Origin of the sequence: Burkholderia puraquae, from assembly GCF_002099195.1 — a bacterium.
In the GTDB taxonomy this organism is placed as follows: Bacteria; Pseudomonadota; Gammaproteobacteria; order Burkholderiales; family Burkholderiaceae; genus Burkholderia; species Burkholderia puraquae.
Map to the genome: position 1 here is coordinate 186,953 of NZ_NBYX01000012.1, position 25,797 is coordinate 212,749.

The 25,797-nt window shown below is 68.6% G+C and carries 19 protein-coding genes; 8 read left to right on the plus strand and 11 right to left on the minus strand.

The window, feature by feature from the left end; translation table 11 throughout:
- The first annotated feature begins 60 nt into the window (after positions 1–60).
- Together B7G54_RS23000 and B7G54_RS23005 are read left to right on the plus strand one after the other, a co-directional pair.
- Complete coding sequence (locus B7G54_RS23000) at positions 61–2,340, plus strand: arginine/lysine/ornithine decarboxylase (RefSeq protein WP_085041166.1); 2,280 nt, start codon at positions 61–63, stop codon at positions 2,338–2,340.
- Entirely contained in the window at positions 2,340–3,167 is an 828-nt protein-coding gene (locus B7G54_RS23005) for a lysozyme inhibitor LprI family protein (RefSeq protein ID WP_085041167.1), read from the plus strand. The genes B7G54_RS23000 and B7G54_RS23005 overlap by 1 nt, the downstream gene beginning before the upstream one ends.
- Positions 3,168–3,264: 97 nt before the next feature.
- Here B7G54_RS23005 and B7G54_RS23010 read toward each other — a convergent pair whose 3' ends face one another.
- The 3 genes from B7G54_RS23010 to B7G54_RS23020 all read right to left on the minus strand — a co-directional run bounded on the left by B7G54_RS23010 (position 3,265) and on the right by B7G54_RS23020 (position 6,386).
- Entirely contained in the window at positions 3,265–3,936 is a 672-nt protein-coding gene (locus tag B7G54_RS23010; protein ID WP_085041215.1) for an HAD family hydrolase, read from the minus strand.
- Between the two features lie 94 nt (positions 3,937–4,030).
- A complete protein-coding gene (gene argH, locus B7G54_RS23015; RefSeq protein ID WP_085041168.1) occupies positions 4,031–5,440 on the minus strand; it encodes an argininosuccinate lyase in 1,410 nt (469 codons plus the stop codon).
- Positions 5,441–5,576: 136 nt separating this feature from the next.
- Positions 5,577–6,386: a helix-turn-helix transcriptional regulator gene (locus tag B7G54_RS23020; protein WP_085041169.1), complete on the minus strand. Its 810-nt coding sequence runs from the start codon at positions 6,384–6,386 to the stop codon at positions 5,577–5,579.
- Between the two features lie 266 nt (positions 6,387–6,652).
- On the opposite strand from B7G54_RS23020, the gene B7G54_RS23025 reads away from it, so the two are divergent.
- A complete protein-coding gene (locus B7G54_RS23025; protein ID WP_085041170.1) occupies positions 6,653–7,405 on the plus strand; it encodes a class I SAM-dependent methyltransferase in 753 nt (250 codons plus the stop codon).
- 129 nt (positions 7,406–7,534) lie between these two features.
- On the opposite strand, the gene ppc is transcribed toward B7G54_RS23025, so the two are convergent.
- A complete protein-coding gene (gene ppc, locus B7G54_RS23030) occupies positions 7,535–10,564 on the minus strand; it encodes a phosphoenolpyruvate carboxylase (RefSeq protein WP_085041171.1) in 3,030 nt (1,009 codons plus the stop codon).
- 207 nt (positions 10,565–10,771) lie between these two features.
- On the opposite strand from ppc, the gene hemC reads away from it, so the two are divergent.
- Genes hemC through B7G54_RS23045 form a run of 3 tightly spaced genes read left to right on the plus strand, consistent with a single transcriptional unit; the run spans position 10,772 to position 14,942 of the window.
- Positions 10,772–11,773 carry a hydroxymethylbilane synthase gene (gene hemC / locus B7G54_RS23035; RefSeq protein WP_085041172.1) on the plus strand — a complete coding sequence of 334 codons (1,002 nt, stop codon included), beginning with the start codon at positions 10,772–10,774 and terminating at the stop codon, positions 11,771–11,773.
- Entirely contained in the window at positions 11,773–13,752 is a 1,980-nt protein-coding gene (gene hemDX, locus B7G54_RS23040) for a fused uroporphyrinogen-III synthase HemD/membrane protein HemX (protein WP_085041173.1), read from the plus strand. The genes hemC and hemDX overlap by 1 nt, the downstream gene beginning before the upstream one ends.
- Before the next feature lie 2 nt (positions 13,753–13,754).
- Positions 13,755–14,942 (plus strand): heme biosynthesis protein HemY, encoded by a 1,188-nt coding sequence (locus B7G54_RS23045; protein ID WP_085041174.1) that lies wholly within the window; start codon positions 13,755–13,757, stop codon positions 14,940–14,942.
- A gap of 114 nt (positions 14,943–15,056) precedes the next feature.
- On the opposite strand, the gene B7G54_RS23050 is transcribed toward B7G54_RS23045, so the two are convergent.
- The 4 genes from B7G54_RS23050 to B7G54_RS23065 form a co-directional block, all read right to left on the minus strand.
- A complete protein-coding gene (locus B7G54_RS23050; protein ID WP_085041175.1) occupies positions 15,057–15,422 on the minus strand; it encodes a DUF4180 domain-containing protein in 366 nt (121 codons plus the stop codon).
- A gap of 49 nt (positions 15,423–15,471) precedes the next feature.
- A complete protein-coding gene (locus B7G54_RS23055) occupies positions 15,472–16,776 on the minus strand; it encodes an MFS transporter (protein ID WP_085041176.1) in 1,305 nt (434 codons plus the stop codon).
- A gap of 98 nt (positions 16,777–16,874) precedes the next feature.
- Positions 16,875–17,633 carry an SDR family oxidoreductase gene (locus B7G54_RS23060; protein ID WP_085041177.1) on the minus strand — a complete coding sequence of 253 codons (759 nt, stop codon included), beginning with the start codon at positions 17,631–17,633 and terminating at the stop codon, positions 16,875–16,877.
- 92 nt (positions 17,634–17,725) lie between these two features.
- The gene (locus B7G54_RS23065; protein WP_085041178.1) at positions 17,726–19,165 is read right to left on the minus strand and encodes an aldehyde dehydrogenase family protein; all 1,440 of its coding nucleotides are present in this window, start codon (positions 19,163–19,165) and stop codon (positions 17,726–17,728) included.
- Between the two features lie 372 nt (positions 19,166–19,537).
- Between B7G54_RS23065 and ppa the strand changes: the two genes are divergently transcribed.
- On the plus strand, positions 19,538–20,065 hold the full coding sequence (gene ppa, locus B7G54_RS23070) for an inorganic diphosphatase (RefSeq protein WP_085041179.1): 528 nt from the start codon (positions 19,538–19,540) through the stop codon (positions 20,063–20,065).
- Between the two features lie 54 nt (positions 20,066–20,119).
- On the opposite strand, the gene B7G54_RS40245 is transcribed toward ppa, so the two are convergent.
- Together B7G54_RS40245 and B7G54_RS23080 are read right to left on the minus strand one after the other, a co-directional pair.
- Positions 20,120–21,007: a GIY-YIG nuclease family protein gene (locus tag B7G54_RS40245; protein WP_085041180.1), complete on the minus strand. Its 888-nt coding sequence runs from the start codon at positions 21,005–21,007 to the stop codon at positions 20,120–20,122.
- A gap of 49 nt (positions 21,008–21,056) precedes the next feature.
- Positions 21,057–22,091: a helix-turn-helix transcriptional regulator gene (locus tag B7G54_RS23080; RefSeq protein WP_085041181.1), complete on the minus strand. Its 1,035-nt coding sequence runs from the start codon at positions 22,089–22,091 to the stop codon at positions 21,057–21,059.
- A 142-nt stretch (positions 22,092–22,233) separates the two neighbouring features.
- On the opposite strand from B7G54_RS23080, the gene B7G54_RS23085 reads away from it, so the two are divergent.
- Complete coding sequence (locus tag B7G54_RS23085) at positions 22,234–24,492, plus strand: glycoside hydrolase family 3 C-terminal domain-containing protein (protein ID WP_085041182.1); 2,259 nt, start codon at positions 22,234–22,236, stop codon at positions 24,490–24,492.
- Between the two features lie 65 nt (positions 24,493–24,557).
- On the opposite strand, the gene B7G54_RS23090 is transcribed toward B7G54_RS23085, so the two are convergent.
- Positions 24,558–25,736, minus strand: a complete 1,179-nt coding sequence (locus B7G54_RS23090) for a GNAT family N-acetyltransferase (protein ID WP_085041183.1) — start codon at positions 25,734–25,736, stop codon at positions 24,558–24,560.
- Positions 25,737–25,797: the final 61 nt, after the last annotated feature.

The window sequence follows — 25,797 nt, forward strand, 5'->3', positions numbered from 1 at the left end:
CGGTTTCCGGGTGACCGCTGCGCGTGACGCGCCGCGGTCGTTCTTTTTGGAGAATCGCCCATGAAGTTTCGTTTTCCCGTCGTCATCATCGACGAAGATTTCCGCTCCGAGAACATCTCGGGCTCCGGCATCCGGGCGTTGGCCGAAGCGATCGAGAAGGAGGGCGTCGAAGTCCTCGGCCTCACGAGCTACGGCGATCTGACGTCGTTCGCGCAGCAGTCGAGCCGCGCGTCGTGCTTCATCCTGTCGATCGACGACGACGAACTCATGCTCGGCGAAACGGGCTCGGACGGCGAGCTGCCCGAACTCGCGACCGCGATCATCGAGTTGCGCGCGTTCGTCACCGAAGTGCGCCGCCGCAACGCGGACATCCCGATCTTCCTGTACGGCGAGACGCGCACGTCGCGCCACCTGCCGAACGACATCCTGCGCGAACTGCACGGCTTCATCCACATGTTCGAGGACACGCCGGAGTTCGTCGCGCGCCACATCATCCGCGAGGCGAAGGTCTATCTCGACTCGCTCGCGCCGCCGTTCTTCAAGGAGCTGGTGAAGTATGCGGACGAAGGCTCGTACTCGTGGCACTGCCCGGGCCACTCGGGCGGCGTCGCGTTCCTGAAGAACCCGCTCGGCCAGATGTTCCACCAGTTCTTCGGCGAGAACATGCTGCGCGCGGACGTCTGCAACGCGGTGGACGAACTCGGCCAGCTGCTCGACCACACGGGCCCGGTGGCGGCGTCCGAGCGCAACGCGGCGCGCATCTTCAGCGCGGATCACCTGTTCTTCGTGACCAACGGCACGTCGACGTCGAACAAGATCGTCTGGCACGCGACGGTTGCGCCGGGCGACATCGTGCTGGTCGACCGCAACTGCCACAAGTCGATCCTGCACGCGATCACGATGACGGGCGCGATTCCGGTGTTCCTCACGCCGACGCGCAACCACTTCGGCATCATCGGGCCGATTCCGCGCGACGAATTCAAGCCGGAGAACATTCGCAAGAAGATCGAGGCGAACCCGTTTGCGCGCGAGGCAATGCGCCAGAATCCGGAGATGAAGCCGCGCATCCTGACGATCACGCAGAGCACGTACGACGGCGTGGTCTACAACGTCGAGATGATCAAGGATCTGCTCGGCGACCTGCTCGATACGCTGCACTTCGACGAAGCCTGGCTGCCGCACGCGACGTTCCACGACTTCTACCGCGACATGCACGCGATCGGCGATGGCCGTCCGCGCACGGGTGCGCTCGTGTTCGCGACGCACTCGACGCACAAGCTGCTCGCGGGCATCTCGCAGGCATCGCAGATCGTCGTGCAGGATTCGGAGAACCGCACGTTCGACAAGCACCGCTTCAACGAGGCGTACCTGATGCACACGTCGACGAGCCCGCAGTACGCGATCATCGCGTCGTGCGACGTCGCGGCCGCGATGATGGAGCCGCCGGGCGGCACCGCGCTCGTCGAGGAATCGATCGCCGAGGCGATCGACTTCCGCCGCGCGATGCGCAAGGTCGACGCCGAATATGGCGACGACTGGTTCTTCAGCGTGTGGGGCCCGGACGACCTGTCCGAAGAGGGCATCGGTTCGCGCGAAGACTGGATGCTGAAGCCGAACGACCACTGGCACGGCTTCGGCCCGCTCGCGGAAGGCTTCAACATGCTCGACCCGATCAAGGCGACGATCATCACGCCGGGGCTCGACGTCGACGGCGAGTTCGGCGAGACGGGCATTCCGGCCGCGATCGTCACGAAGTACCTGGCCGAGCACGGGATCATCGTCGAGAAGACCGGCTTGTACTCGTTCTTCATCATGTTCACGATCGGCATCACGAAGGGCCGCTGGAACTCGATGGTGACCGAGCTGCAGCAGTTCAAGGACGACTACGACAACAACCAGCCGCTGTGGCGCGTGCTGCCGGAATTCGTCGCGCAGCATCCGCGCTACGAGCGCGTCGGCCTGCGCGACCTGTGCACGCAGATCCACGACGTGTACCGTGCGAACGACATCGCCCGCCTGACGACGGAGATGTACCTGTCGGACATGGAGCCGGCGATGAAGCCGTCGGACGCGTTCGCGAAGCTCGCGCACCGCAAGATCGACCGCGTGCCGCTCGACGAGCTCGAAGGCCGCGTGACGAGCATCCTGCTCACGCCGTACCCGCCGGGCATTCCGCTGCTGATCCCGGGCGAGCGCTTCAACAAGACGATCGTGAACTACCTGCGGTTCGCGCGCGACTTCAACGAACGCTTCCCGGGCTTCCACACCGACATCCACGGCCTCGTCGCGGAAGAGGTGAACGGCCGCGTCGAGTACTTCGTCGACTGCGTGCGCGACTGATGGCGACGCACGGACGAATCCAGGCGATGCGCGCGGCGCTGGCCGCGCTCGTCGTCTGGGCGGCAGGGGCGGCGGGGCTGGCGGGCGTGGGTGTCGCGCACGCGGAAGTCGCGGCGGCCGACCCGATCGACGTCGCGATGCGGCAATGCCTCGCGCGGCGCGACCGGTCTTCGCCGGCCGGCCAGATCCAGTGCATGGGCGAAGCGCAGCAGCAGTGGCAGGCCGTGATGGACGGCGCGTACCAGCGCCTGTTGAAGGATGCGCCGGCCGACGCGAAGCGCGGCTGGCAGGACAGCCAGCGCCATTGGCTCACGTGGCGCAAGGACGAAGTGCAGCTGCTGAAGGCGGTGTACGACACCACGCGCGGCACGTCGTACGCGATGTCGAGTGCCGACCTGCAGCTGCAGCCCGTGCGCGACCGCGCGCTGGCGCTGCGCGGCGCGGCCGATCGCTATGCGCCGCTACCCGCCGCGGTGCCGGTGGCGGCCACGAGCGGCGCGCAGGGTGGCGCGAGCGCCGACCAGGGCGCGGCCAAGCCGAACGGCAAGCCGTCGAACACGCCGCGCGATCCGGCCGTGCGCCGTGTGCGACCGTGCGAGCAGGACGCCGCGTGCGAGCACGCACTGTTCGACCTGAACCGCTATTACCAGAAGCTGCGCCGCAAGATGCCCGCGCACTCGGCCGCGACGCTCGTACGCGCGCAGCGCGCGTGGGTCGGGTTCCGCGATGCGACGGCGCCGCTCGTCGGCGAGGACGGCCGCGTCGACCTGATCGGCGCGCGCATCGCGACGATGAAGCGGCTGTCGGAGACGGCCGGCAACAAATAAGCGCAATGGCGATGCCGGTTGTTCGGCGAGACAGCAAAACGGGCACCCGAAGGTGCCCGTTTTGCATTCGGCAGCAGCGTGCTGATCGTGCGGGTGGCTACGGGCGCTGCAGGCCGAACCACGACGGCACGAGCGCGACCGCATCGTCGAGCGATGCAAGCACGTGCAGGCTCAGCGCGACGATTTCGGGCGTCGGCGCCTTCAGGTCGGGCACGGTGACGACCGATGCGCCTGCGGCGGCGGCCGACTGCGCGCCGAAGTCGCTGTCCTCGAATGCGACGCAAGTGTGTGCCTGCACGCCGAGGCGTTCGGCCGCGAGCCGGTAGACGGCCGGGTCGGGCTTGCCGCGCGCGACTTCGTCGCCGCCGGCGATCGCGCGAAAGAACGGCAGCACGCCGACCGCGTCGAGCCGTGTGCGGATCACGTCGCCCGCGGACGACGACGCGACCGCGCACGGAATGCCGGCCTGCGCGAGTGCGTCGAGCAGCGCGAACGCACCGGGCTTCAGCGGAAATTTCGGATGCGGTTCGGGCGCCGCGAGCTGCTCGCGCACGCGGGTGCGTACTGCGTCGAACGTATCGGGGTTGCCGATCAGCCGTGCCAGGATGACCTGGCCTTCGGCGAACGAGCGGCCGACGATCTGCAGGTAGTCGGCGGTGGTCAGCGTGACGCCGTGCGCATTCGACACGTCGATCCACGTGTTCATGATGGTTCGCTCGGAATCGACGAGCAGGCCGTCCATGTCGAAGAGTGCGGCGGAAAAGGTCATCGGCGGCATTCGGAAGGCGGGGAAGGCGATGGGCGGCGCGACGGCCGCCCGAATGAAAAACGGACGCCGAAGGCGTCCGTCCGGAACAGCGGGCTTACTGGCCGAGTGCGGCGCGGGCAGCCTTGACCGCCGCACGCACCTGATCGGGCGCGGTGCCGCCCGGGTGGTTGCGGCTGGCGACCGAACCCTCGAGCGTCAGGTAGCCGAACACGTCTTCGCCGATCAGGTGCGCGACGTTCGGCAGATCCTGCTTCATTTCGTCGAGCGTCAGGTCGGCCAGGTCGATGCCGCGGTCGTCGCAGATCTTCACGGCGTGCGCGACGGCTTCGTGCGCATCGCGGAACGGCAGGCCGCGCTTCACCAGGTAGTCGGCGAGGTCGGTGGCAGTCGAGAAGCCCTGCAGCGCGGCCGCACGCATCGCGTCCGGCTTCACGGTGATGCCGGCAACCATCTCGGCGAAGATCCGCAGCGTGTCGGCGACGGTGTCGACCGTGTCGAACAGCGGTTCCTTGTCTTCCTGGTTGTCCTTGTTGTACGCGAGCGGCTGGCCCTTCATCAGCGTCAGCAGCGCCATCAGATGGCCGTTCACGCGGCCGGTTTTGCCGCGTGCGAGTTCGGGCACGTCCGGGTTCTTCTTCTGCGGCATGATCGAGCTGCCGGTGCAGAAGCGGTCGGCGATGTCGATGAAGCCGACGCGCGGGCTCATCCACAGCACGAGTTCTTCGGAGAAGCGCGACACGTGCGTCATCACGAGCGCCGAGGCGGCCGTGAATTCGATCGCGAAGTCGCGATCCGACACCGCGTCGAGCGAGTTCGTGCAGATGCCGTCGAAGCCGAGCGTCTTCGCGACCGCGTGGCGGTCGATCGGGTAGCTCGTGCCCGCGAGCGCGGCCGCGCCGAGCGGCAGGCGGTTCACGCGGGTGCGGCAGTCGCGCATGCGCTCCGCGTCGCGCGAGAACATCTCGACGTACGCGAGCAGGTGGTGGCCGAACGTGACGGGCTGGGCGACCTGCAAGTGCGTGAAGCCCGGCATGATCGTGTCGGCGTTCTGTTCCGCGAGGTCGAGCAGCGCGCCGCGCAGGTCGTTCAGCAGGCCGCCGATGCGGTCGATCTCGCCGCGCAGCCACAGGCGGATGTCGGTCGCGACCTGGTCGTTGCGCGAGCGGCCCGTGTGCAGGCGCTTGCCGGCATCGCCGATCAGCGCAGTCAGGCGCGCCTCGATGTTCAGGTGGACGTCTTCCAGGTCGAGCTGCCATTCGAATTCGCCGCGCTCGATCTCGCCCTTGATCTGCGCCATGCCGCGTTCGATCGCGGCCAGGTCGTCGGCGCTGATGATCTTCTGCGCGGCGAGCATGTTCGCGTGTGCGAGCGAGCCGGCGATGTCGACGAGCGCGAGGCGCTTGTCGAAAAATACCGACGACGTGTAGCGCTTGACCAGCTCGGACATCGGTTCCGAGAAGCGGGCCGACCAGGCCTCGCCCTTTTTGTGCAGTTGGGACGTCATGGCGATTCTTCGAAGGGAGATTGAGCGGCGTGCGCCGCCGAGGAATCCTGCGATTCTAACATTCGCGGGCCTGCCCGCCGCGGCGCGCAGCCGTTCGCGGCGGCCCGCTGGCCGCGGCCGGCGCGGGCCGGCCCGCTCAGTCGCGCACCAGCACGACCAGCTTCAGGTCCTCGCGGTGCGCGGGCTTCAGCGTGATCTGCTGGTACACGAGGCGGCCGTCGGCCGGATGGTCGAATTCGCGCAGCCCGCCTTCGCGTTCGAACACGTCCTGCGATGCCCAGTACTGCGCAAAGGCATCGCTGCCGGCGGTCAGCGCGTCGATCAGCGCACGTGTGGGCGCGTCGGCCAGGTGACGGATCGAATCGGCGCGGAATTCGGCCGCGAGCCGCCGGGCGCGGGTTTCCCAGTCGACGATCAGCGTGCGTGCGGCCGGCGACATGAACGTGAAGCGCAGCAGGTTGCGGTCGTGCTCGCCGTCGAGCCAGCCGGAAAAGAGCGCGGCGGCCGGCGGGTTCCAGGCGAGCGCGTTCCATTGCCGGTCGAGCACGTACGCCGGCGTTGCGATTGCCGCGACGGTCGCGGCGAGCGTGGGCGGCAGGTCGCCGCCCGCGACGTCGGGCTCGGCAGGGTCGCGCTGCGCGGCCAGCTCGAACAGGTATGCGCGCTCGGCCTTCGACAGTTGCAGCGCGACGGCGATCCGCGCGAGCGCGTCGGCCGACGCGGACACGGGGCGGCCCTGTTCGATCCACGTGTACCAGGTCGGGCTGACGCCGCACAGCTGCGCGACTTCCTCGCGCCGCAGCCCCGGTGTGCGGCGGCGCGGGCCGGGCGGCAGGCCGACGGCCTGCGGCGACAGCCGCTCGCGGTGGGCGCGGATGAATTCGCCGAGTGCGCGGGCGGGCGTGGCGTCGAGCGGCGGGACGGGGACGGAGGACGGGTGGTTCATGCGGAAACGGCGAAATGGAAGCGGGGACGCGGTAACGATCAGACAGGTGTATCGAATACCAGAATAACTGCTTAACTTGTACTGGTACAAACGCAGGCCTATTGTAGCGGCTCGCGCGCTGGCAGGGCAGCGGGCGTCCCACAAAACGCATTGCAAGAAGCCGGAACAGGTGCGAGGTGCTTGTTGCACTGGTCGGCTACGCAAGGCATGGGGCCGCAGTAAGCGCCAAAGCGCCAACTGCGGTCGATCGCATAAAGGAGCGAACGATGAAACACCACGACCAGGTCGCCGACGCATTCGGCACGACGGCCGCCGCCTATCTGACGAGCACGGTTCACGCGACGGGGGCCGATCTGCAGACGCTCGCCGACGCGGTGCGCCCGACGCCCGATGCCGCGGTGCTCGATCTCGGCTGCGGCGCCGGGCATGCGAGCTTCGCGGTCGCACCGCACGTGCGCGACGTGGTCGCCTACGATCTCGCCGCGCAGATGCTCGCGACCGTCGACGCCGCCGCGCGCGAGCGCGGGCTCGCAAATATCCGTACGCAACAGGGCCCGGCCGAGCACCTGCCGTTCGACACGGCGACGTTCGACTGGGTCGTGAGCCGGATGAGTGCGCACCACTGGCACGACATGCGCGCGGCGCTCGCGGAGGTGCGCCGCGTGCTGAAACCGGGCGGCCGCGTGCTGATGATCGACATCGCCGGCAACGACCATCCGCTCCTCGATACGTACCTGCAGGCCGCGGAAGTGCTGCGCGACGCGTCCCACGTGCGCGACTACCGTGCGGACGAATGGCTCGCGATGTTCCGCGAAGCCGGCTTCGACGCGCACGTGCACAGCCGCTGGCGGCTGTCGATCGACTTCGATACGTGGGTCGCGCGCATCCGCACGCCGGCCGACAGCGTCACCGGCATTCGTGCGCTGTGGGCGCATGCGCCGGACGAAGTGCGCGGCTACTACGCGGTGCAGCACGACGGCTCGTTCGAACACGACGCGCTGCTGATCGACGCGCACTGAACGCGCGGCGCGCCGGCACGGTTTTGCCCGCGCATGAAAAAAAAGCCGCGATACGCACCGTGGGCACGGTGGCGTATCGCGGCTTTCACGATGCCGGCCGGCGCGGAATCACCCCGCGCCGCATGCGGATCAGCCCGTGTTGCGCAGGCCGGCCGCGATCCCGTTGATCGTCAGGTGAATCCCGCGGCGCAGCCGCGCGTTCGTGTCACCCGCACGGTGGCGCTTGATCAGCTCGACCTGCAGGTGGTTCAGCGGATCGAGATACGGGAAGCGGTTCGTGATCGAGCGTGCGAGCAGCGGGTTGGTCGCGAGGCGGCCTTCGTGCCCGGTGATTTCCGCCAGCGCCTGCGACGTACGCTCCCATTCCGCGACGATCCGCTCGAACACGTGCTTGCGCAGCTTGCGGTCGGCGACGAGCTGCGCATAGCGCGACGCGACCGCGAGGTCGGTCTTCGCGAGCACCATGTCCATGTTCGACAGCAGGTTCGCGAAGAACGGCCAGGTCTTGTTCATCTTTTTCAGCAGCGCGACGCGCTTCGTGCGTTCGGCGTCGTCCTGCGCGCCGTCGAGATACGCACTCACCGCACTGCCGAAACCGTACCAGCCCGTCAGCAGCAGCCGGCACTGGCCCCACGAGAAGCCCCACGGAATTGCGCGCAGGTCCTCGATCTTGCGCTGCTTCGGATCCTGCAGCTTGCGCGAAGCCGGGCGGCTGCCGATGTTCAGCTCGGCGATCTCGGTGATCGGCGTCGACGAGAAGAAATAGTCGGTGAAGCCCGGGGTTTCATAGACGAGCGCACGGTACGCGGCCATCGCCGAATCGGACAGCGTCTGCATCGCCGCCTCGAACGCCGGCAGCTGCGCGGGCGCGTTGTTCTGCGGCAGGAGCGTCGCCTCGAGCGTGGCGGCAACGACCGTTTCGAGGTTGCGGCGGCCAATCTCCGGGTTCGCGAACTTGCTCGCGATCACCTCGCCCTGTTCGGTCAGGCGAATCTGGCCGTTCACGGTGCCCGGCGGCTGCGACAGGATTGCCTGGTAGGTCGGGCCGCCGCCGCGGCCGACCGTGCCGCCGCGGCCGTGAAACAGCCGCAGCGTGATCTTGCGGTCGCGGAACAGGTCGACCAGCGCGAGTTCCGCGCGATACAGCTCCCAGTTCGACGTGAGGAAACCACCGTCCTTGTTGCTGTCCGAATAGCCGAGCATCACTTCCTGCTCGGCGCCCTGGTGCGCGATCAGCGCGTCGATGCCCGGCAGTGAGAAGTATTCGCGCATGATGCGCGCGGCGTCGCGCAGGTCGGGGATCGTCTCGAACAGCGGGATCACCATCAGGCTGTTCCGCGCATCGCCGCCGGGCACGCCGAGCGCGCCTTCGAGCAGGCCCGTCTCCTTCTGCAGCAGCAGTACCTCGACGAGGTCGCTGACGGTTTCCGTATGCGAAATGATGTAGTTGCGCACCGCGCGTGCGCCGAATTGCGCGCGGACTTCGCGCGCCTTCTCGAACACGCCGAGCTCGCTCTGCGCGAGCGCCGAGTATTCGAAGTACGGCAAGCGCAGCGGACGCGGGTCGGCAAGGGCGGCGAGCAGCACGCGCAGCTTGTCTTCCTCGGCGAGCGCCGCGTAGTCGGCCTCGACGCCCGCGCGTGCGAACAGTTCGGCGACCACGGCTTCGTGGATGTCGGAGCTCTGGCGCAGGTCGATGCTCGCGAGATGGAAGCCGAACACTTCGGCCGCGCGCACGAGCGGTGCGAGGCGCGGCGCGGCGAGCGACGTGCCGTGGTGTTCGTCGAGCGACGCGGTCAGCACCTTGAGATCCGCGACGAACGCTTCGGAATCCGCATACGGGATCGCGCGCACGGGCGGCGCGCCGCGGCCCGCGCTGCGCACCGGCACCGTGCCTTCGCCGAGGCGCACGCGCGCGCTTGCGGCGAGGCGCGTGTAGATGCCGATCAGCGCGCGGCGATACGGCTCGTCGACGCGGTGCGGCGACTGGTCGGGGGAGGCTGCCGCGAGCGCCTTCACGGCGTCGTTCGCGCCGACGAGCAGGTTCGACACCGACAGTTCGGCGCCGAGCTTGTGCACCTGTTCCAGATAGTGCTCGAGGATCACCGCGGCCTGGCGGTTGATCGCCTCGTCGAGCGTCGACGCGGTTACGTTCGGGTTGCCGTCGCGGTCGCCGCCGATCCAGCTGCCCATCTGGAAGAACGCGGGTACGCGCGCGGACAGGCCGTGCTCGGCGAGCGCCGCCTCGATGTCGCCGTACAGCGCGGGCAGCTCGTCGAGGAACGTCGCGCGGTAGTACGACAGCGCGTTCTCGATCTCGTCGCCGACCGTCAGGCGCGAGTCGCGCAGCATGCGGGTTTGCCACAGCGCGGTCACGCGGGCGCGCAGCATCGATTCGTTGTACTGGCGCTCACGGCTCGTCAGCTCCTGGTCGCGTTCGGCGAGCAGGCGCGCGATGTCGTGCTGCGCGTCGAGGATGCTCTTGCGCTGCACTTCGGTCGGGTGTGCGGTCAGCACCGGCACGATCAGCGCATCGTCGAAGAAGCGCTGCAGCAGTCGCTTCGACGCGTTGCCGGTCGTCTTCAGCTGTTCCAGCGCGTACGCGACCGTGCCGGGCTGCGATGCCGAGCCGGCCAGCGCGTGGATGCGGCGGCGGCGGTTGTGGTGGCGGTCTTCCGCGATGTTCGCGAGATGCGAGAAATAGCTGAACGCGCGCACGACGCTCACCGTCTGCTCCGGCGTCAGCTTGCGCAGCTTCTTCTCGAGCGTCAGCGCGGCTTCGCTGTCGTCCTCGCGGCGGAACTTGACCGCGGTCTGGCGAATCGTCTCGACGACGTCGAACACGGTGTCGCCTTCCTGCTCGCGCACGACGTCGCCGAGCAGGCGGCCGAGGAAGCGGATGTCGTCGAACAGCGGGCCGTCCTTGTCTTCGCGCGTGCGTGTGCCGGACTTCGGCGCGCCCGCCGGACGGGCCGCGGTGCGGGTAGCCGAACCGGCGGCTTTCGTCGCGCGTTTTGTCTGACGTATCGGGTCTTTCGGTTTCGTTGCCGTTTTCGCACGGCCGTTCGCGGCGGCGGTGGCGACGGTGTCCGTCGAGGCGTCGGAGGAGGACAGGGCAGCATTGCGGCGCGCCGTACGCGCCGATCCGGAAGACTTCACGATGGGTTTCCTTGGGAAAGCTCGAGTCAAAAGGAACTGCGGAAACTGCGAAACTGCGGTCAAGCAACCAGCTACGTGCGGCACATCCGCACATCGGCGCCGCGGCCCGCTCGGCGGCAGGCCGGACGCTGGCTCCAGGCCCGGGCGGGCCGGGGCGTGCGTGCTACCATTGTTCGATCTTCAATCCCGTCCTTCGATGTTCCAGCAATGAATTCCGAGACCCCTGCGGCCGGGCCGCAACAGGCACAGCCGCCCGCGACGTTGACGATTGCTTCGCGCGAGAGCCGCCTGGCGATGTGGCAAGCCGAACATGTGCGTGATGCGCTGCGCAAATTATATCCAGCTTGTGACGTGAAAATCCTCGGGATGACGACCCGCGGCGACCAGATTCTCGATCGCACGCTGTCGAAGGTCGGCGGCAAGGGCTTGTTCGTGAAGGAACTGGAGGCCGCGCTGGCCGACGGCCGCGCCGATCTTGCCGTGCATTCGCTGAAGGACGTGCCGATGGCGCTGCCCGACGGCTTCTCGCTCGCCGCGATCATGGAGCGCGAGGATCCGCGCGATGCATTCGTGTCGAACGACTACGCGTCGCTCGACGCGCTGCCGGCCGGCGCCGTGGTCGGCACGTCGAGCCTGCGCCGCGAGGCGATGCTGCGCTCGCGTTACCCGCATCTGGACGTGCTGCCGCTGCGCGGCAACCTCGATACGCGCCTGTCGAAGCTCGACCGCGGCGATTACGCGGCGATCATTCTCGCGGCCGCCGGCCTGAAACGCCTCGGCCTCGAAGCGCGCATTCGCACGCTGCTCGACGTCGAAGCCAGCCCGCCCGCGGCCGGCCAGGGCGCGCTCGGCATCGAGATCGCATCGCACCGCGACGACGTCGCCGCGTGGCTCGCGCCGCTGCACGACCCGCAGACCGCGCTCGCGGTCGAGGCCGAGCGGATGGTGTCGCGCGCGCTCGGCGGCAGCTGCGAGGTGCCGCTCGCCGCGCACGCGGTGTGGCGCGCGGGCGAACTGTACCTGACGGGCCGCGTGTCGACGACCGACGGCAAGCGCGTGCTGACGGCCGAGGAGTGCGGCGCCGTGATGACCGTCGCCGATGCGCTCGCGCTCGGCCGCGCGGTATCCGACGAGCTCGAGGCGCAAGGCGCGCTCGACATCGTCCAGGCACTGCTCGCGAGCTCGCAGGCCGGCAAGGGCGACGCCTGATGGCGGGCGGCGCGCGCGCGTTCACCGCTGTCCTGACGCGTCCGGACGGCCAGTCCGATGCGCTCGCGTCGCAACTGGCCGAGGCCGGCTGCGACGTGCTCGAATTCCCGCTGATCGACATTGCGCCGGTCGACGATCCGGCGCCGCTCGACGCGGCGTTCGCGGCGCTTGCCGACTACGCGCTGGTGATTTTCGTGTCGCCGAACGCGATCGACCGCGCGCTTGCGCAGTACGGCGCGATCTGGCCGAACGCGCTGCCGGTCGGCGTGGTCGGGCCCGGCAGCGTCGCGGCGCTCGAGCGTCACGGCATCGCGACGCCCGCATATCGCGTGATCGCGCCGCAGGCGCCGGCCGACGGTGGCGTGCCCCATTACGATTCGGAAAGCCTGTTTGCGTGCATCGAGGCCGCGTTCGGCGGCGCGCAGGCGCTCGCGGCCAAGCGCGTGCTGATCGTGCGTGGCGACGGCGGGCGCGAATGGCTCGCCGACCGGCTGCGCGAGGCCGGCGCGGACGTCACGCTCGTCGCCGCGTACCGGCGCGTCGTGCCCGAGCCGCGCGTCGGCGCGTGGGAGCGCGTGCATGCGCTGCTCGACGGCGAACCGCATGCGTGGCTCGTCACGAGCTCGGAAGGCGTGCGCAACCTGCACGAACTCGCGCGGGCGCACCTGAACGATGCCGAGATCGTCGCGCTGAAGCATGCGCCGCTCGTGACGCCGCATCCGCGGATCGAGCAGACCGCGCGTGCATTGGGTTTTGATAGGATTACGCTGACCGGCGCGGGCGATGAGCGCATCGTCCGCGCGTTTCGAACGATGGCCGACGAGGCCGTCCAACCGGCGACAGCCGCACCGGTGACTAAACGCATGACAGATACCAACGATTCCAAAAGCGTCGCTTCCCAGCCGGCCGCTGCATCCGCACCGCCGTCCCGTCCCGCCTACATGGCGCCCGAACCGCCCGCGCGCCGCGGCGGCAGCGCGGTGCTGTGGTTCGTCGTCGTCGTGCTCGGCTGCGCGGCGGGCGTCGGCGGCTACGCGCTGAACCGCAAGATCGACCGGCTCGACGGCACGTTCGTCGCGCGCCAGAAGGCGCTCGATGCGCAGACGGCCGAAACGCGCATGAAGACCGAGCAGGCGCTCGCAAGCACGCACCAGGTCGACACGCAGCTCGCGCAGCTCGACGGCAAGCTTGCCGACGCGCAGAGCGCGCAGCAGGCGCTGCAGCAGCAATACCAGGACCTGTCGCGCAACCGCGATGCGTGGATGCTCGAGGAAGTCGACCAGATGCTGTCGAGCGCGAGCCAGCAGCTTCAACTGACCGGCAACACGCAGCTCGCGCTGATCGCGCTGCAGAACGCCGACGCGCGCCTCGCGACCTCGCAGAGCGCGCAGGCCGTCACGGTGCGCAAGGCGCTCGCGCTGGACATCGAGAAGCTGAAGGCCGCGCCGGCCGCCGATCTCACGGGCCTCGCGATCAAGCTCGACGACGCGATCGCGAAGATCGACGCGCTGCCGCTGTCCGGCGAGGCGATCGTCTCGCACGAAGCGCCGAAGGCCGCGCCGGCCGCCGCGTCGTCGGCCTCGGCCGTGGCCGTGGCCGGCGAGCCGCGCTGGAAGGTGTGGTGGCATGACTTCTCGGCCGGTCTCGGCCAGCAGTTGAAGGGGCTCGTGCAGGTGCGCCGGATCGACAACGCGGACGCGATGCTTGCGTCGCCCGACCAGGGCTACTTCGTGCGCGAGAACGTGAAGCTGCGCCTGCTGACCGCGCGCCTGTCGCTGCTCGCGCGCAACGACAGCGCGATGAAGGCCGACCTGCACGCTGCGCAGGCGTCGCTCGGGAAGTATTTCGACCAGGCATCGAAGGACACGCAGACCGTCGAGGATCTGCTCAAGCAGGTTGATGGCGCATCGCTGACGGTCGCGGTGCCGAACCTGAACACGAGCCTGAACGCCGTTCAGCAGTTCAAGAGCCGGGGGTAACGATGACGCTTCGAGGAATCGTCTGGCTCGCGATCCTGTTCGCGATCGCCGCTGCACTCGCCACCGTCGGCCGTTTCGACGCGGGGCAGGTGCTGCTCGTCTATCCGCCGTACCGGGTCGACGTGTCGCTGAACCTGTTCGTGATTGCCGTCGTCGTGCTGTTCATCGTCGTGTATGCGCTGCTGCGCATCGTGCGCAACATCTGGCGCATGCCGCAGCGGGTCGCCGCGTATCGGGCGCGTTCGCGCAACGAGAAGGCGCAGGCGTCGTTGCGCGACGCGATCGCGAACCTGTACGCGGGCCGCTTCTCGCGCGCCGAGAAGGCCGCGCGTGAAGCGCTGTCGGTCGATGCGAACCAGGGCGCGGCGAGCCTTGTCGCGGCTACCGCTGCGCACCGGATGCACGAATACACGCGCCGCGACGACTGGCTGTCGAAGGTCGACGCGCCGGAATGGCAGGACGCACGGCTGCTCGCCGCGGCCGACATGCGCGCCGACGCGCGCGATGCCGACGGCGCGCTCGCCGCGCTGGCCGACCTGCAGGCGGGCGGCAAGCGTATCCACGCGCAGCAGGTCGCGCTGCGCGCGCAGCAGCAGTTGAAGAACTGGGCCGAGGTGCTGAAGCTTGCGAAGGCGCTCGAGAAGCGCGAGGCGCTGCATCCGGCCGCGGCCGTGCGGTTGCGCCAGCAGGCTGCGGAAAACCTGCTGCGCGAACGCCGGCACGACCCGGACGCGCTGCTCGAGGTGTGGCAGTCGCTGTCGCCGGTCGAGCGCCAGTCGCCGCGTCTCGCCGATCTTGCGGCCGATCTGCTCGTCTCGCTCGAGCGCCGCAACGAAGCGCGCCGCATCGTCGAGGACGCGCTCGCGCACAACTGGGATGCCCGCCTGCTGCGCCGTTACCCGGACACGGCCGGCGCCGATGCGCTGCCGCTGATCCAGAAGGCGGAAGGGTGGAAGAAGGATCACCCGGAGGATGCCGACCTGCTGTTCGCGCTCGGCCGCCTGTGCCAGCAGCAGCAACTGTGGGGCAAGGCGCAGTCGTTCCTCGAATCGGCACTGAAGCTCGCCGACAACGAGGCGCTGAAAGTGCGTGCGCATCGCGCGCTCGCGCGCCTGTTCGAGCATCTCGGCGAAACCGACAAGGCCGCGAAGCACTACCGCGAAAGCGCGCTCGCGATCACCGTGGTCTGATGCGGGCGGTGTGGCCGCCTGCCGCAGGCGGCGCGCGCAACCCGCGCAAAAAAGCCCCGAATGCCGGAAGGCCTTCGGGGCTTTTTTTCGTCCAGGATGGGCCTGGACGACACGTCATGCGCCGAGCTTGCGCAGCAGGTCGTCCTCGCTGGCGACGAACCACACCGATTGCCCGCGATTGGATTCGCGTACGAGTGCGCGGAACGCTTCGCTGCGCGCGAGCCAGCGCTCGATGTCGCCGACGACGCCCAGCCTGACGCCGTAGTTGACGAGCTTCTGCAGGACGGCGCCCGCGAGGCCGCTTTCGAGCCGGTAGAAGTCGTCGTGCAGCGCATCGGCGGGGACGGCGATCCAGTCGGCTTCATGCTCGTGCGCGAGCGCGACGAGGTCGAGCGCGTCGCTTTCCCGATGCACAACGGTGGCGGAAGGGGCACGGACGAGCACGCAGTTGCCGGCTGCCTGGACGACGCGATGATCCATCGAGGTCTGCTCCTGCGAAGGGGGAATGACGCTCATCCGTTGCCGCGCCTTACTTGTCGACCAGCCGTTTCGGCACCGACAGCGCGAGCAGTCCGCCGAGCACGAGGAACCCGGCGAGCATGTACATGCCTGAATCGTTGGCGCCCGTTGCCTGCTTGAGCCAGCCCATCATGTACGGGCTCAGGAAGCCGGCAAGGTTGCCGATCGAGTTGATCATCGCGATGCCGGCCGCGGCCGCCGTGCCGCCGAGGAATGCGGTCGGCAGGCTCCAGAACAGCGGCAGCGTCGTCAGGATGCCGATCGTCGCGAGCGTGAGGCCGAGCATCGCGAGCGCGGTCTGGTGCGCCCAGATCACCGACAGCACGAGCCCGAGTGCGCCGATCGCGGCCGGAATCGCGACGTGCCAGCGGCGTTCGCGGTGCTTGTCCGCACTGCGCGCGATCAGGATCATCGCAACTACCGCCGCTGCATACGGAATCGCCGACAGCAGGCCGATCATGAACGTGTCGGTCACGCCGGTGGCCTTGATGATCGTCGGCAGCCAGAAGCCGACGCCGTAGAGCCCCATCACGAACGAGAAATAGATCAGCGCCATCAGCCATACGCGCGGGCTCGACATCACGGCGCCGAGCGGCAGGTCTTCCTTGGTTGCCTCTTCAGCATCGACGTTGCGCGTGAGCAGTGCCTTTTCGTCGTCGGTCAGCCAGTTCGCCTTCGCGATCCGCTCGTCCAGCTTGAGGAACACGACCACGCCGACCAGCACCGACGGGATACCTTCGAGCAGGAACAGCCATTGCCAGCCGTGCCACCCGCTCATGCCGTCGAACGCCTTCAGGATGAAGCCCGAGAGCGGCCCGCCGATCACGCCGGACAGTGCGACGGCCGTCATGAAGAACGTCGTCATCCGGCCGCGCCGGTGCGCGGGATACCAGTAGGTGAGGTAGAGGATCACGCCGGGGAAGAAGCCCGCTTCGGCGACGCCGAGCAGGAAGCGCATCACGTAGAACATCGTGGGCGTCGTGACGAACATCGTCAGGATCGAGATCACGCCCCACGTCGCCATGATGCGCGCGATCCATACGCGCGCGCCGACCTTGTGCAGGATGATATTGCTCGGCACTTCGAAGAGGAAATAGCCGAAGAAGAAGATCCCGGCGCCGAGCCCGTAGACGGTGTCGCTGAGGTTCAGGTCGCTCGCCATCTGCAGCTTCGCGAACCCGACGTTCACGCGGTCGAGATACGCGACCACGTAGCACAGCAGCAGGAGCGGCACGAGCCGCCACGACACCTTGCGGTAGGTTGCTTCCTCGAATGCGCCGGACGAGCCCGGCAGCGACTGCGTCGATGTTGCCATGTTGTCTCCAGTCCTTATAGTTGGCCGGAGCAGACGCAGCAGCGCCCGGTCCGGTTTCGTGCGAAGCAATGCGTGGTTATCGTGCCGGCCGGGTGCGGTCAGATGCAGCGCCCGCCGTCGACTTCGAGACAGACGCCCGTGATGAACTCGGCCTCGTCGGATGCAAGGTACAGCGCCGCGTTCGCGATGTCCTGCGGCGTCGAGAAGCGGCCGAGCGGGATTGTCGCGAGGAAGCGGCTGCGGTTCTCGGGCGTATCTTCGCAGCCCATGAACTCGGTCATCAGCGCTGTCTCGCCGAGCACGGGGTTGATGCAGTTCACGCGGATCCGATCGGCGCCGAGCTCGGCCGCGAGCGACTTGCTTGCGGTGATCATCGCGCCCTTCGTGCTGTTGTACCAGACGAGGCCCGGGCGAGGCCGCACGCCGGCCGTCGACGCGACGTTCACGAACACGCCGCCGCCCTGTTCGCGGAAGTACGGAACGAAGGTCTGAACGCACCAGAACAGGCTCTTCATGTTGACCGCGTACACGCGGTCGAATTCGGCTTCCGTCACGTCGAGCACCGGCTTGTTGCGGTGCGTGGTGCCCGCGTTGTTCACGACGATCTGCACCGCGTGGAAATCGTCGAGCGCGGCCTGCAGCAGCGCGTGCCAGTCATCCTGCTTCGACACGTCGCCGGCCACCGCGATTGCCTTGCCGCCCGCGAGCGCGATCTCGCTCGCGACGCGCTCGGCCGCCGCGCCGTTCAGGTCGTTGACGACGACGTTCGCGCCTTCGCGCGCATACGTCTTCGCGATGCCTTCGCCGAACCCCGAGCCGGCGCCCGTGACGATTGCCGTCTTGCCGCTCAACCGCATGGTGTGTCTCCTGTGCTGGATATGAGTGTCGTCGTGCTTCGGCACGCGGCCGGGCGCTGCCTGCCGCGTGCCGAGTGCCGCTTGCCGCGCGTTCAGCCGTGCCGGATCGCGATCGTTTTCAGCGTGGTGAAGCCGTACAGTGCCTCGAAGCCCTTCTCGCGGCCATGCCCCGAGTGGCCGACGCCGCCGAACGGCAGCTCGACGCCGCCGCCCGCACCATAGTTGTTGATGAACACCTGGCCTGCCCGCAGGCGCCGTGCGAGACGCATCTGGCGTGCGCCGTCGCGCGTCCAGATGCCCGCAACGAGGCCGTACGGCGTGCCGTTCGCCAGCGCGACGGCTTCGTCTTCGTCGACGAAACGCATCGCGGCGAGCACGGGGCCGAACACTTCCTCCTGCGCGAGCCGGTGCGACGGCGGCACGTCGCGCAACAGCGCGGGCGCCTGGTAGAAGCCGCTTTCGGGCGCGTCGGCGACGACCTGCCCATGCGCGGCCATCGGAATGCCGTCGTGCTGCGCATCGGACAGGAAATCCCACACGCGCTGCTGCTGCTTCGCGTTGATCAGCGGGCCGCAATCGAGGTCGGCGCGGCTCGGGCCGACGCGCAGCCCGTTGAACGCGGTGGCGAGCCGCTCGACGAGCGGCTCGTACACCGCGCGCTCGATCAGCACGCGGCTGCCGGCCGAGCAGGTCTGCCCGCCGTTCTGCACGATCGCGGACACGAGCACGGGCAGCGCCGCCTCGAGATCGGCGTCGGCGAACACGATCTGCGGCGACTTGCCGCCGAGTTCGAGCGTGACGGGTACGTGGTTTTCGGCCGCCATCTGCGTGACCAGCTTGCCGGTGGCCGGCGAACCGGTGAACGAGATGTGGTCGATGCCGGAATGGCGTGCCAGCGCGGCACCGGCTTCATGGCCGTAGCCGGTGACGATGTTGAGCGCGCCGGCCGGCAAGCCGGCCTCGGCGGCCAGTTCGGCGACGCGCAGCAACGACAGGCACGCATCTTCGGCCGGCTTCACCACGCATGCGTTGCCGGCCGCGAGCGCGGCGCCGACGCTGCGCCCGAAGATCTGCGTCGGGTAGTTCCACGGCACGATGTGGCCCGTGACGCCGTGCGGTTCGCGCACCGTCAGCACCGTGTAGCCCGCTTGATAGGGGAGGGTTTCGCCGTGCAGTTTGTCGGCGGCGCCTGCGTAGAACTCGAAGTAGCGCGCGAGCGCGGCTGCGTCGGCACGTGCCTGCTTCATCGGCTTGCCGGTGTCGCGCGCCTCGATCGCGGCGAGTTCCTCGAGGGAATCGGCCACGCGTGCCGACAGCCGCATCAGCACGCGGCCGCGCTCGGCGGCGCTCGCGGCGCCCCACGGGCCCGCGAATGCGTCGCGGGCCGCGGCGACTGCGCGTTCGATGTCGGGCGCCGTGCCGCGGGCGATCGTTGCGAACGGCTGGCCGTCGGACGGATCGACGACTGCGATGGTTTCCAGTTGCGCGGGCAACGTCCATTCGCCCGCGATGAAGTGCTTCGCCTCTTCCATGCCAGCTCCTGTCGACCCGAGTTAGCGCTTCAGCGCTTACTCGGGTCCCATGCTTCGCGGTCGACCCGAGTTAGCGCTTCAGCGCTTACCCAGGCCCCATGCTTCGCGGTCGACCCGAGTTAGCGCTTCAGCGCTTACCCAGGCCCCATGCTTCGCAGCCAACCGGTACCGGCGCTTCAGCGCCGACGCCGATTCCGTGTAACGCGCCCGGTGGTTCCACGCCCGGGCATCCGGAACGATTATCGCGCCGATCGTCATCCGGACGCCACCGGTCGATTGGCTATAATGGCGCATTGCCTTGCGGGGCGCCTGCGGCGATGCATCGGCCGCGGCGCCCTGTCCCGAATTCCCATCGACCTACAGAGAGTGCTCATGAGCTTCAATCATGTTCCGGCCGGCAAGGACCTGCCGCAAGATTTCAACGTGATCATCGAGATTCCCGCGCAAAGCGATCCGGTGAAGTACGAGGCGGACAAGGAACTGGGCCTTCTCGTCGTCGACCGTTTCATCGGCACGGGCATGCGCTATCCGGTGAACTACGGCTACATCCCGCAGACGCTGTCGGGCGACGGCGATCCGGTCGACGTGCTGGTGATCACGCCGTTCCCGCTGCTGGCCGGCTCGATCGTGCGTTCGCGCGTGCTCGGCATGCTGCAGATGACCGACGAGTCGGGCGTCGACGCGAAGCTGGTCGCGGTGCCGCACGACAAGGTCTGCCCGATGACGGCAAACCTGAAGTCGATCGACGACGTGCCCGAGTACCTGAAGGACCAGATCAAGCACTTCTTCGAGCAATACAAGGCGCTCGAGAAGGGCAAGTGGGTGAAGGTCGAAGGCTGGGCCGGCATCGAAGCCGCGCACAAGGAAATCACCGAAGGCGCAGCGAACTACAAGAAGTAAGCAGCGTACCGGCCAACGGCCGGTTCATGCGAAACGCAAACCGCGCGTGTCTCCTCAGGAGGCCGCGCGGTTTTGTCTTGTGCGCGGTTTTTTCGTGCGGGGGGACGCGGGCGGGGCGGCGGGCTTGGGTGCGGCTTTCGCGCGAGCTGCGCCTGCCGCGCCGCGGCGGGGGGCCGGGGCGGTCGGGCCGGATTCGGCGGCCTTCGTGGTCGATGTGCGGCGACGTGCCGGTGCGGGAGCGCTATCGTTTCGCTCGCGCTGGCCGGGTTTGCCGTCGGCAGCCGGTGCTTTTCGTTTCGGTAGCGTGCGGATCGCGGGCTTGTTCTTTTGCGTCGATGCGCGGCGCGACGATGGGGGCTTCGCGGTCGTCGCGTCGTCGACCTTCGCGTGCTTTGCATCCGGTGCGGCTTTCGCCTTGTTCGCGGACCTGGCGGAGTTTGCGGATTTCTCGCCCGGAGCGGTTTTTCCGACCTTCGGTTTCCTGACGGATTTCGCGACTGGCACGGCTTCCCCGGCCTTCGCCGGCGTCGCAGCCTTCACGCCCTTCGTTGTTTTTCCCGCCTTTGTGTCGTCAACCGCCTTCGGCGCGTTGGCGGTTTTCCCTGGCTTCGGCTTCCTTGGTTCGTGTGCAGGCGGCTGCGCCGCATCGCCGGCCCCGTCGATCGTCACGCCGGCGGGCAACACCGATTCCAGCGTCCGCAACCCGGCTGCCAGTTCACGCTTCTGCACTGCCGTGAGCCGCTTCACCCAGTATTCGGCGCGCGACGCACTCGAACGGTCGGGCAACGGAAACGACGCGAGCACCGCACGCGGCTTGCGCGAGCGCGTGTAGCGCGCGCCCTTGCCGGATGCGTGCTCGTCGAAGCGCGCGGCAACGTCGGTCGTGATGCCCGTGTAGACGCTGTCGTCGGCGCATTCGATCAGATACAGAAACCAGGACATGGCAGGGCGGCGGGATGCGAAGCCGCCAGTGTCTCAGAAAAAGCGCACGTCAACGCCACCGATCGCCGTGCCCGTCGCGGAAGCGGCTCGGCGCCGCGCCGAGTTCGCGCGTGAAGAAGCGCGTGAACGCGCTGGTCGAACGGAAGCCGACCCGTACGCCGATCTCGCCGATCGGCAGTTGCGTGTTCAGCAGCAGGTCGCGCGCTTCACCGAGCCGTGCCTGCGCGACGAGCGCGTGAAACCCGACGGCCTCGCGATGCAGCCGCCGGCGCAGCGTCCAGCGCGACATTGCGAAGCGCGCGCAGACGTGCTCCATCAGCGTGTCGGACGGCACGTCGGCGTCGTCGGCGGTGCGCAGCCAGTCGCGCACGCATTGCTCGACCGACGAGCCGAACGTCGAGCGAGCGCGCACGCGTTCGCGCGCGGTGTCGGCCGCATGACGCTGGATGTCCGCGAGCGGCGCGTTGTAGCGCTCGAACGGCGTGTCGAAGCGCGCGGAGCGCAGCACGACGCGGTTGTGCGCTGCATCGAACGACACCGTCGCGCCGAGGAGGTCGCGCAGCGCGGCCGCCGGCGCGAACGCGCGCCCCTCGAACGCGGCTTCGTCGACCTGCACGTGCGGATCGTACAGGCGCGCAAGCGCGGCGAGGATCGCGAAATTCGCGAACGCGCTGCTGGCGGGCCGGCCGTCGCCCTCGTTCACGTACTCGAGTGCGATCGCGCCGCCGGTTTCGTGCGCGAATACCCAGTCGACGTTGCCGATCAGTTCGCGGTAGCGCAGGTAGCCGTGCAGTGCATCGCGCAGCGTCGCGGCGTTGCAGGTGATGCCCGCGAGCTCCGGGAACGGCGCGAGCCACGGCACGACCTGCGGTGGCGGCCGATGCCAGGACATCGGCCATTCGCTCATCAGCCGCATCGCGGCGACGTGCCGGTCGCCGGGGATGCGGCGCGCGTCGTCGGCAAGATCGGCCGCGCCGATGCCGAGCGTCGCATACAGCGGCGCGACGTCGAAGCCGTTGCGGCGCATGTCGTCGAGCGCCTGACGGTAGATCCGGACGGATACCGATTTCTGTCGTAGCTCCATGTCTCTCTCCATGACCTTCGGGTTTGTCCCCGCTGCGAGAGGTCAAGTGCTGCTCCTGCCGGTCAAGCATGGTGACCGGTCGATTTTTAGACTCGGACGCTAGGTGTGGCGACAAGTACAACAGATCGATTCAGGAGGATCAATGAAAACTTCGCTGTTCCGGTGTTCGACGATTGCGTCCGCGTGCGCGCTCACGGTGCTGCTTGCATCGTGCGGCGGCGACGACATCCACACGGGCCCGACCGCGCCGGCCGACCCCGATGCCGCGGCCGACCAGCGCGCGGCCGCGCTCGTCGCGCAACTGACGACCGACGAGAAGCTGCAGCTCGTGCACGGCACGGGCATGCCGGCGCTCGACCTGGGCGGCCCGTTCCCGGCCGACGCGCTGAATGGCGCGAGCTACATCCCGGGCGTGCCGCGGCTCGGCATTCCGGCCGTCAGCAGCGCCGATTCGGCGGGCGGCGTGAACGTGAAGAACGCGCGCGTGACCGCGCTGCCCGCGCCGGTTGCGCTCGCGGCGACGTGGGATCCGGCACTCGCCGGCACCTACGGCACGCGCATCGCGCTCGAATTGCGCGCGCTCGGCTTCGCGGAGGGGCTCGGCGGCGGCGTGAACCTTGCGCGCGAGCCGCGCAACGGCCGCACGTTCGAATACATGGGCGAGGATCCGGTGCTGGCGGGCACGCTGAGCGCTGCGCGCACGCAGGCGACGCAGGCGCAGAAGGTGATCGCGACGATCAAGCATTTCGCGTTCAACGACCAGGAAACCAACCGGATGACGATCGATTCGGTCGTCGACGAGCGGACCATGCGCGAGGCCGAACTGCTCGCGTTCGAGATCGGCGTGAAGGACGGCCAGCCGGGCAACGTGATGTGCTCGTACAACAAGCTGAACGGCGTGTATGCGTGCGAGAACCCGTATCTGTTGACGACGGTGCTGAAGAACGAGTGGGGCTTCAAGGGCGTCGTGCAGTCGGACTGGGGCGCCACGCATTCGACGGTCGCGGCCGTGCAGGCGGGGCTCGACGAGGAGGAGCCGGGCGCGGCGGACGACAACAACGCGCCGCTCGGCTCGTTCTTCAACACGAAGCTGCGCGCGGCGCTGCAGGCCGGCAGCGTGTCGGCCGCGCGGCTGAACGACATGGTGCAGCGCAAGCTGCGCACACTGATCCGCATCGGCGTGATGGACGCGCCGCCGAAGCCGGGCGGCGCGATCGACGAAGCGGCCGGCAATGCCGATGCGCTCGCGATCGCGCGGCAATCCGCAGTGCTGCTGAAGAACGCGGCCGCGCCCGGCGATGCGCAGCCCGTGCTGCCGCTGGCGGCCGGCGCGCTGAAATCGGTCGTCGTGATCGGCGGGCATGCGGACGCGGGCGTGTTGTCGGGCGGCGGCTCGGGCGCGGTGCCGGCGATCGACGGCAATGCGGTGACGACCTGCCAGCAACCGGCCGACACGCTGTTCGGCGGCTGTGCGACCTGGTACAAGTCCGCGCCGCTCGCGGCGATTCGCGCGAAGGCGCCGAACGCGTCGGTCAGCTATCTCGACGGGACCGATGCGAATGCCGCGGCGAGCGCGGCCGCGCAGGCCGATGTCGCGATCGTGTTCGCGACGCAGTGGCAGACGGAAGGGCTCGACCTCGCGAGCCTGTCGCTGCCCGATGCGAAGGCCGATCCGTACAACCAGCAATACGACCAGAACGCGCTGATTGCCGCGGTCGCGGCGAAGGCGAAGCGCGTGATCGTCGTGCTCGAGAACGGCAGCCCCGTGCTGATGCCGTGGCTCGCGAACGTGCATGGCGTGCTCGAAGCGTGGTATCCGGGCGCGCAGGGCGGCCAGGCGATCGCCGACCTGCTGTTCGGCGATGCGAACCCGTCGGGCCGTCTGCCGCTGACGTTCCCGAAGCAGGAGGCCGACCTGCCGCAGCCGGCGATCGATCCGGCGAAGTCGCAGGTCGTCTACGCGGAAGGGCTCGCGTACGGCTATCGCTGGTTCGACGCGAAGGCGATCGAGCCGCTGTTCCCGTTCGGCTACGGGCTGTCGTACACGACGTATGGGTTGTCGGCGATGTCCGCGCAGGCCGACGCAGCAGGCAACGTGACGGTCGGCGTGACGGTGAAGAACACCGGCGCGCGGGCCGGTGCGCAGACGGTGCAGATCTACGCGGCACTGCCCGCGTCGCTCGGCGAGCCGCCGAAGCGGCTCGTCGGCTGGACCAAGGTCGCGCTGCAGCCGGGCGAGGCGCGGTCCGTCAGCGTTGCGGTGCCGGCGCAGCGCTTCGCGATCTGGGATGCGAATGCGCATGCGTGGCGGATCGGCGCGGGCAGCTACGGGCTGTCGGCGGCGGCTTCGTCGCGCGACCCGCAGGCGCTGTCGACGACGGTGACGCTCGCCGCGCACTGAGCCGGGACGCCATGCGGCACGCGGCGAGGCCGGTCATGGGCTCGCCGCGTGCCGGCGCGCTGTCGTTACTCGGCGCTGCGCCGGAACGGATCGTGTTCGCGCAGTTCGTCGACGTACGCGTGGATATGCTCGGTCTCGCGTTCGAGAAAGCGCGCGACGGCGTCCGAGAACGCCGGGTGCGCGAGCCAGTGCGCGGAGTGCGTGACGGTCGGCAGGAAGCCGCGCGCGAGCTTGTGTTCGCCCTGCGCGCCGCCTTCGAACGTGTCGAGCCCGGCCTCGATGCAGAACTCGAGCAACTGGTAGTAGGCCGTTTCGAAATGCAGGCAGGGCACGTGTTCGACCGCGCCCCAGTAGCGGCCGTACAGCGTGCCGCCGCCGTTTTCGCCGCGCCGGTAGACGGCGAGCGCACTCGCGATCGGCCGGCCGTCGGCTTCCGCGATCACGAGCAGCAGGTTCTCGGGCATCGTCGCGCCGATCGTGCGGAAGAAGTCGAGGTTCAGGTACGGGCTCGAATAGTGTTCGCGATAGGTCTGCCGGTAGCAGCGCGAGAAGAAGCGCCAGTCGGCGTCGGTGATCTGGTCGCCCGTGAGCCGCCGGAACGTCACGCCCGCATCGTGCACCTTGCGCCGCTCCGCGCGGATGTTCTTGCGCTTCTTCTGCTCGAGCGTGGCGAGGAAATCGTCGAAGTGGCGGTAGCCGTCGTTGAGCCAGTGGAACTGCACGCCTTCGCGCAGCATCATGCCCATCGATTCGAGGAGCGCCGCTTCGTCGCCGGTCGGGAACAGCACATGCAGCGACGACACGTCGCTTTGCTCGGCGAAGGCCAGCAGCGTTGCCGCGAGCCGGCGGCGCGCGTCTTCGTCGGCCGCGAGCAGGCGAGTGCCCTGCACGGGCGTGAACGGTACCGCGCACAGCAGCTTCGGGTAGTAGGGCAGGTCGTTGCGCTGGTACGCGTCGGCCCACGCCCAGTCGAACACGTATTCGCCGTACGAATGCTGCTTCGCATAGACGGGCGCGGCGGCCGCGAGCCGGCCGGTGCGCGGGTCGGTCAGCGTGACGAAGTGCGGCGACCAGCCGGTATCGTCGACGGCGCAGCGCGCGACGTGCAGCGCGTCGAGGAATTCGTGGCGCAGGAAGGGCGTCGGCTGCGCGTCGCGGGCGAGCAGCGCGTTCCATTCGTCGGCCGGCACCTCCGTGGGGGACGACAGGATGCCCGTGCGATAATCGATGCGTTCGTGTTTCAAGCGTGAATCCGTACCGTTCAGTGTCGCCGGATGCGAGGGCCTGCGCGGCCCGCACCGGGAC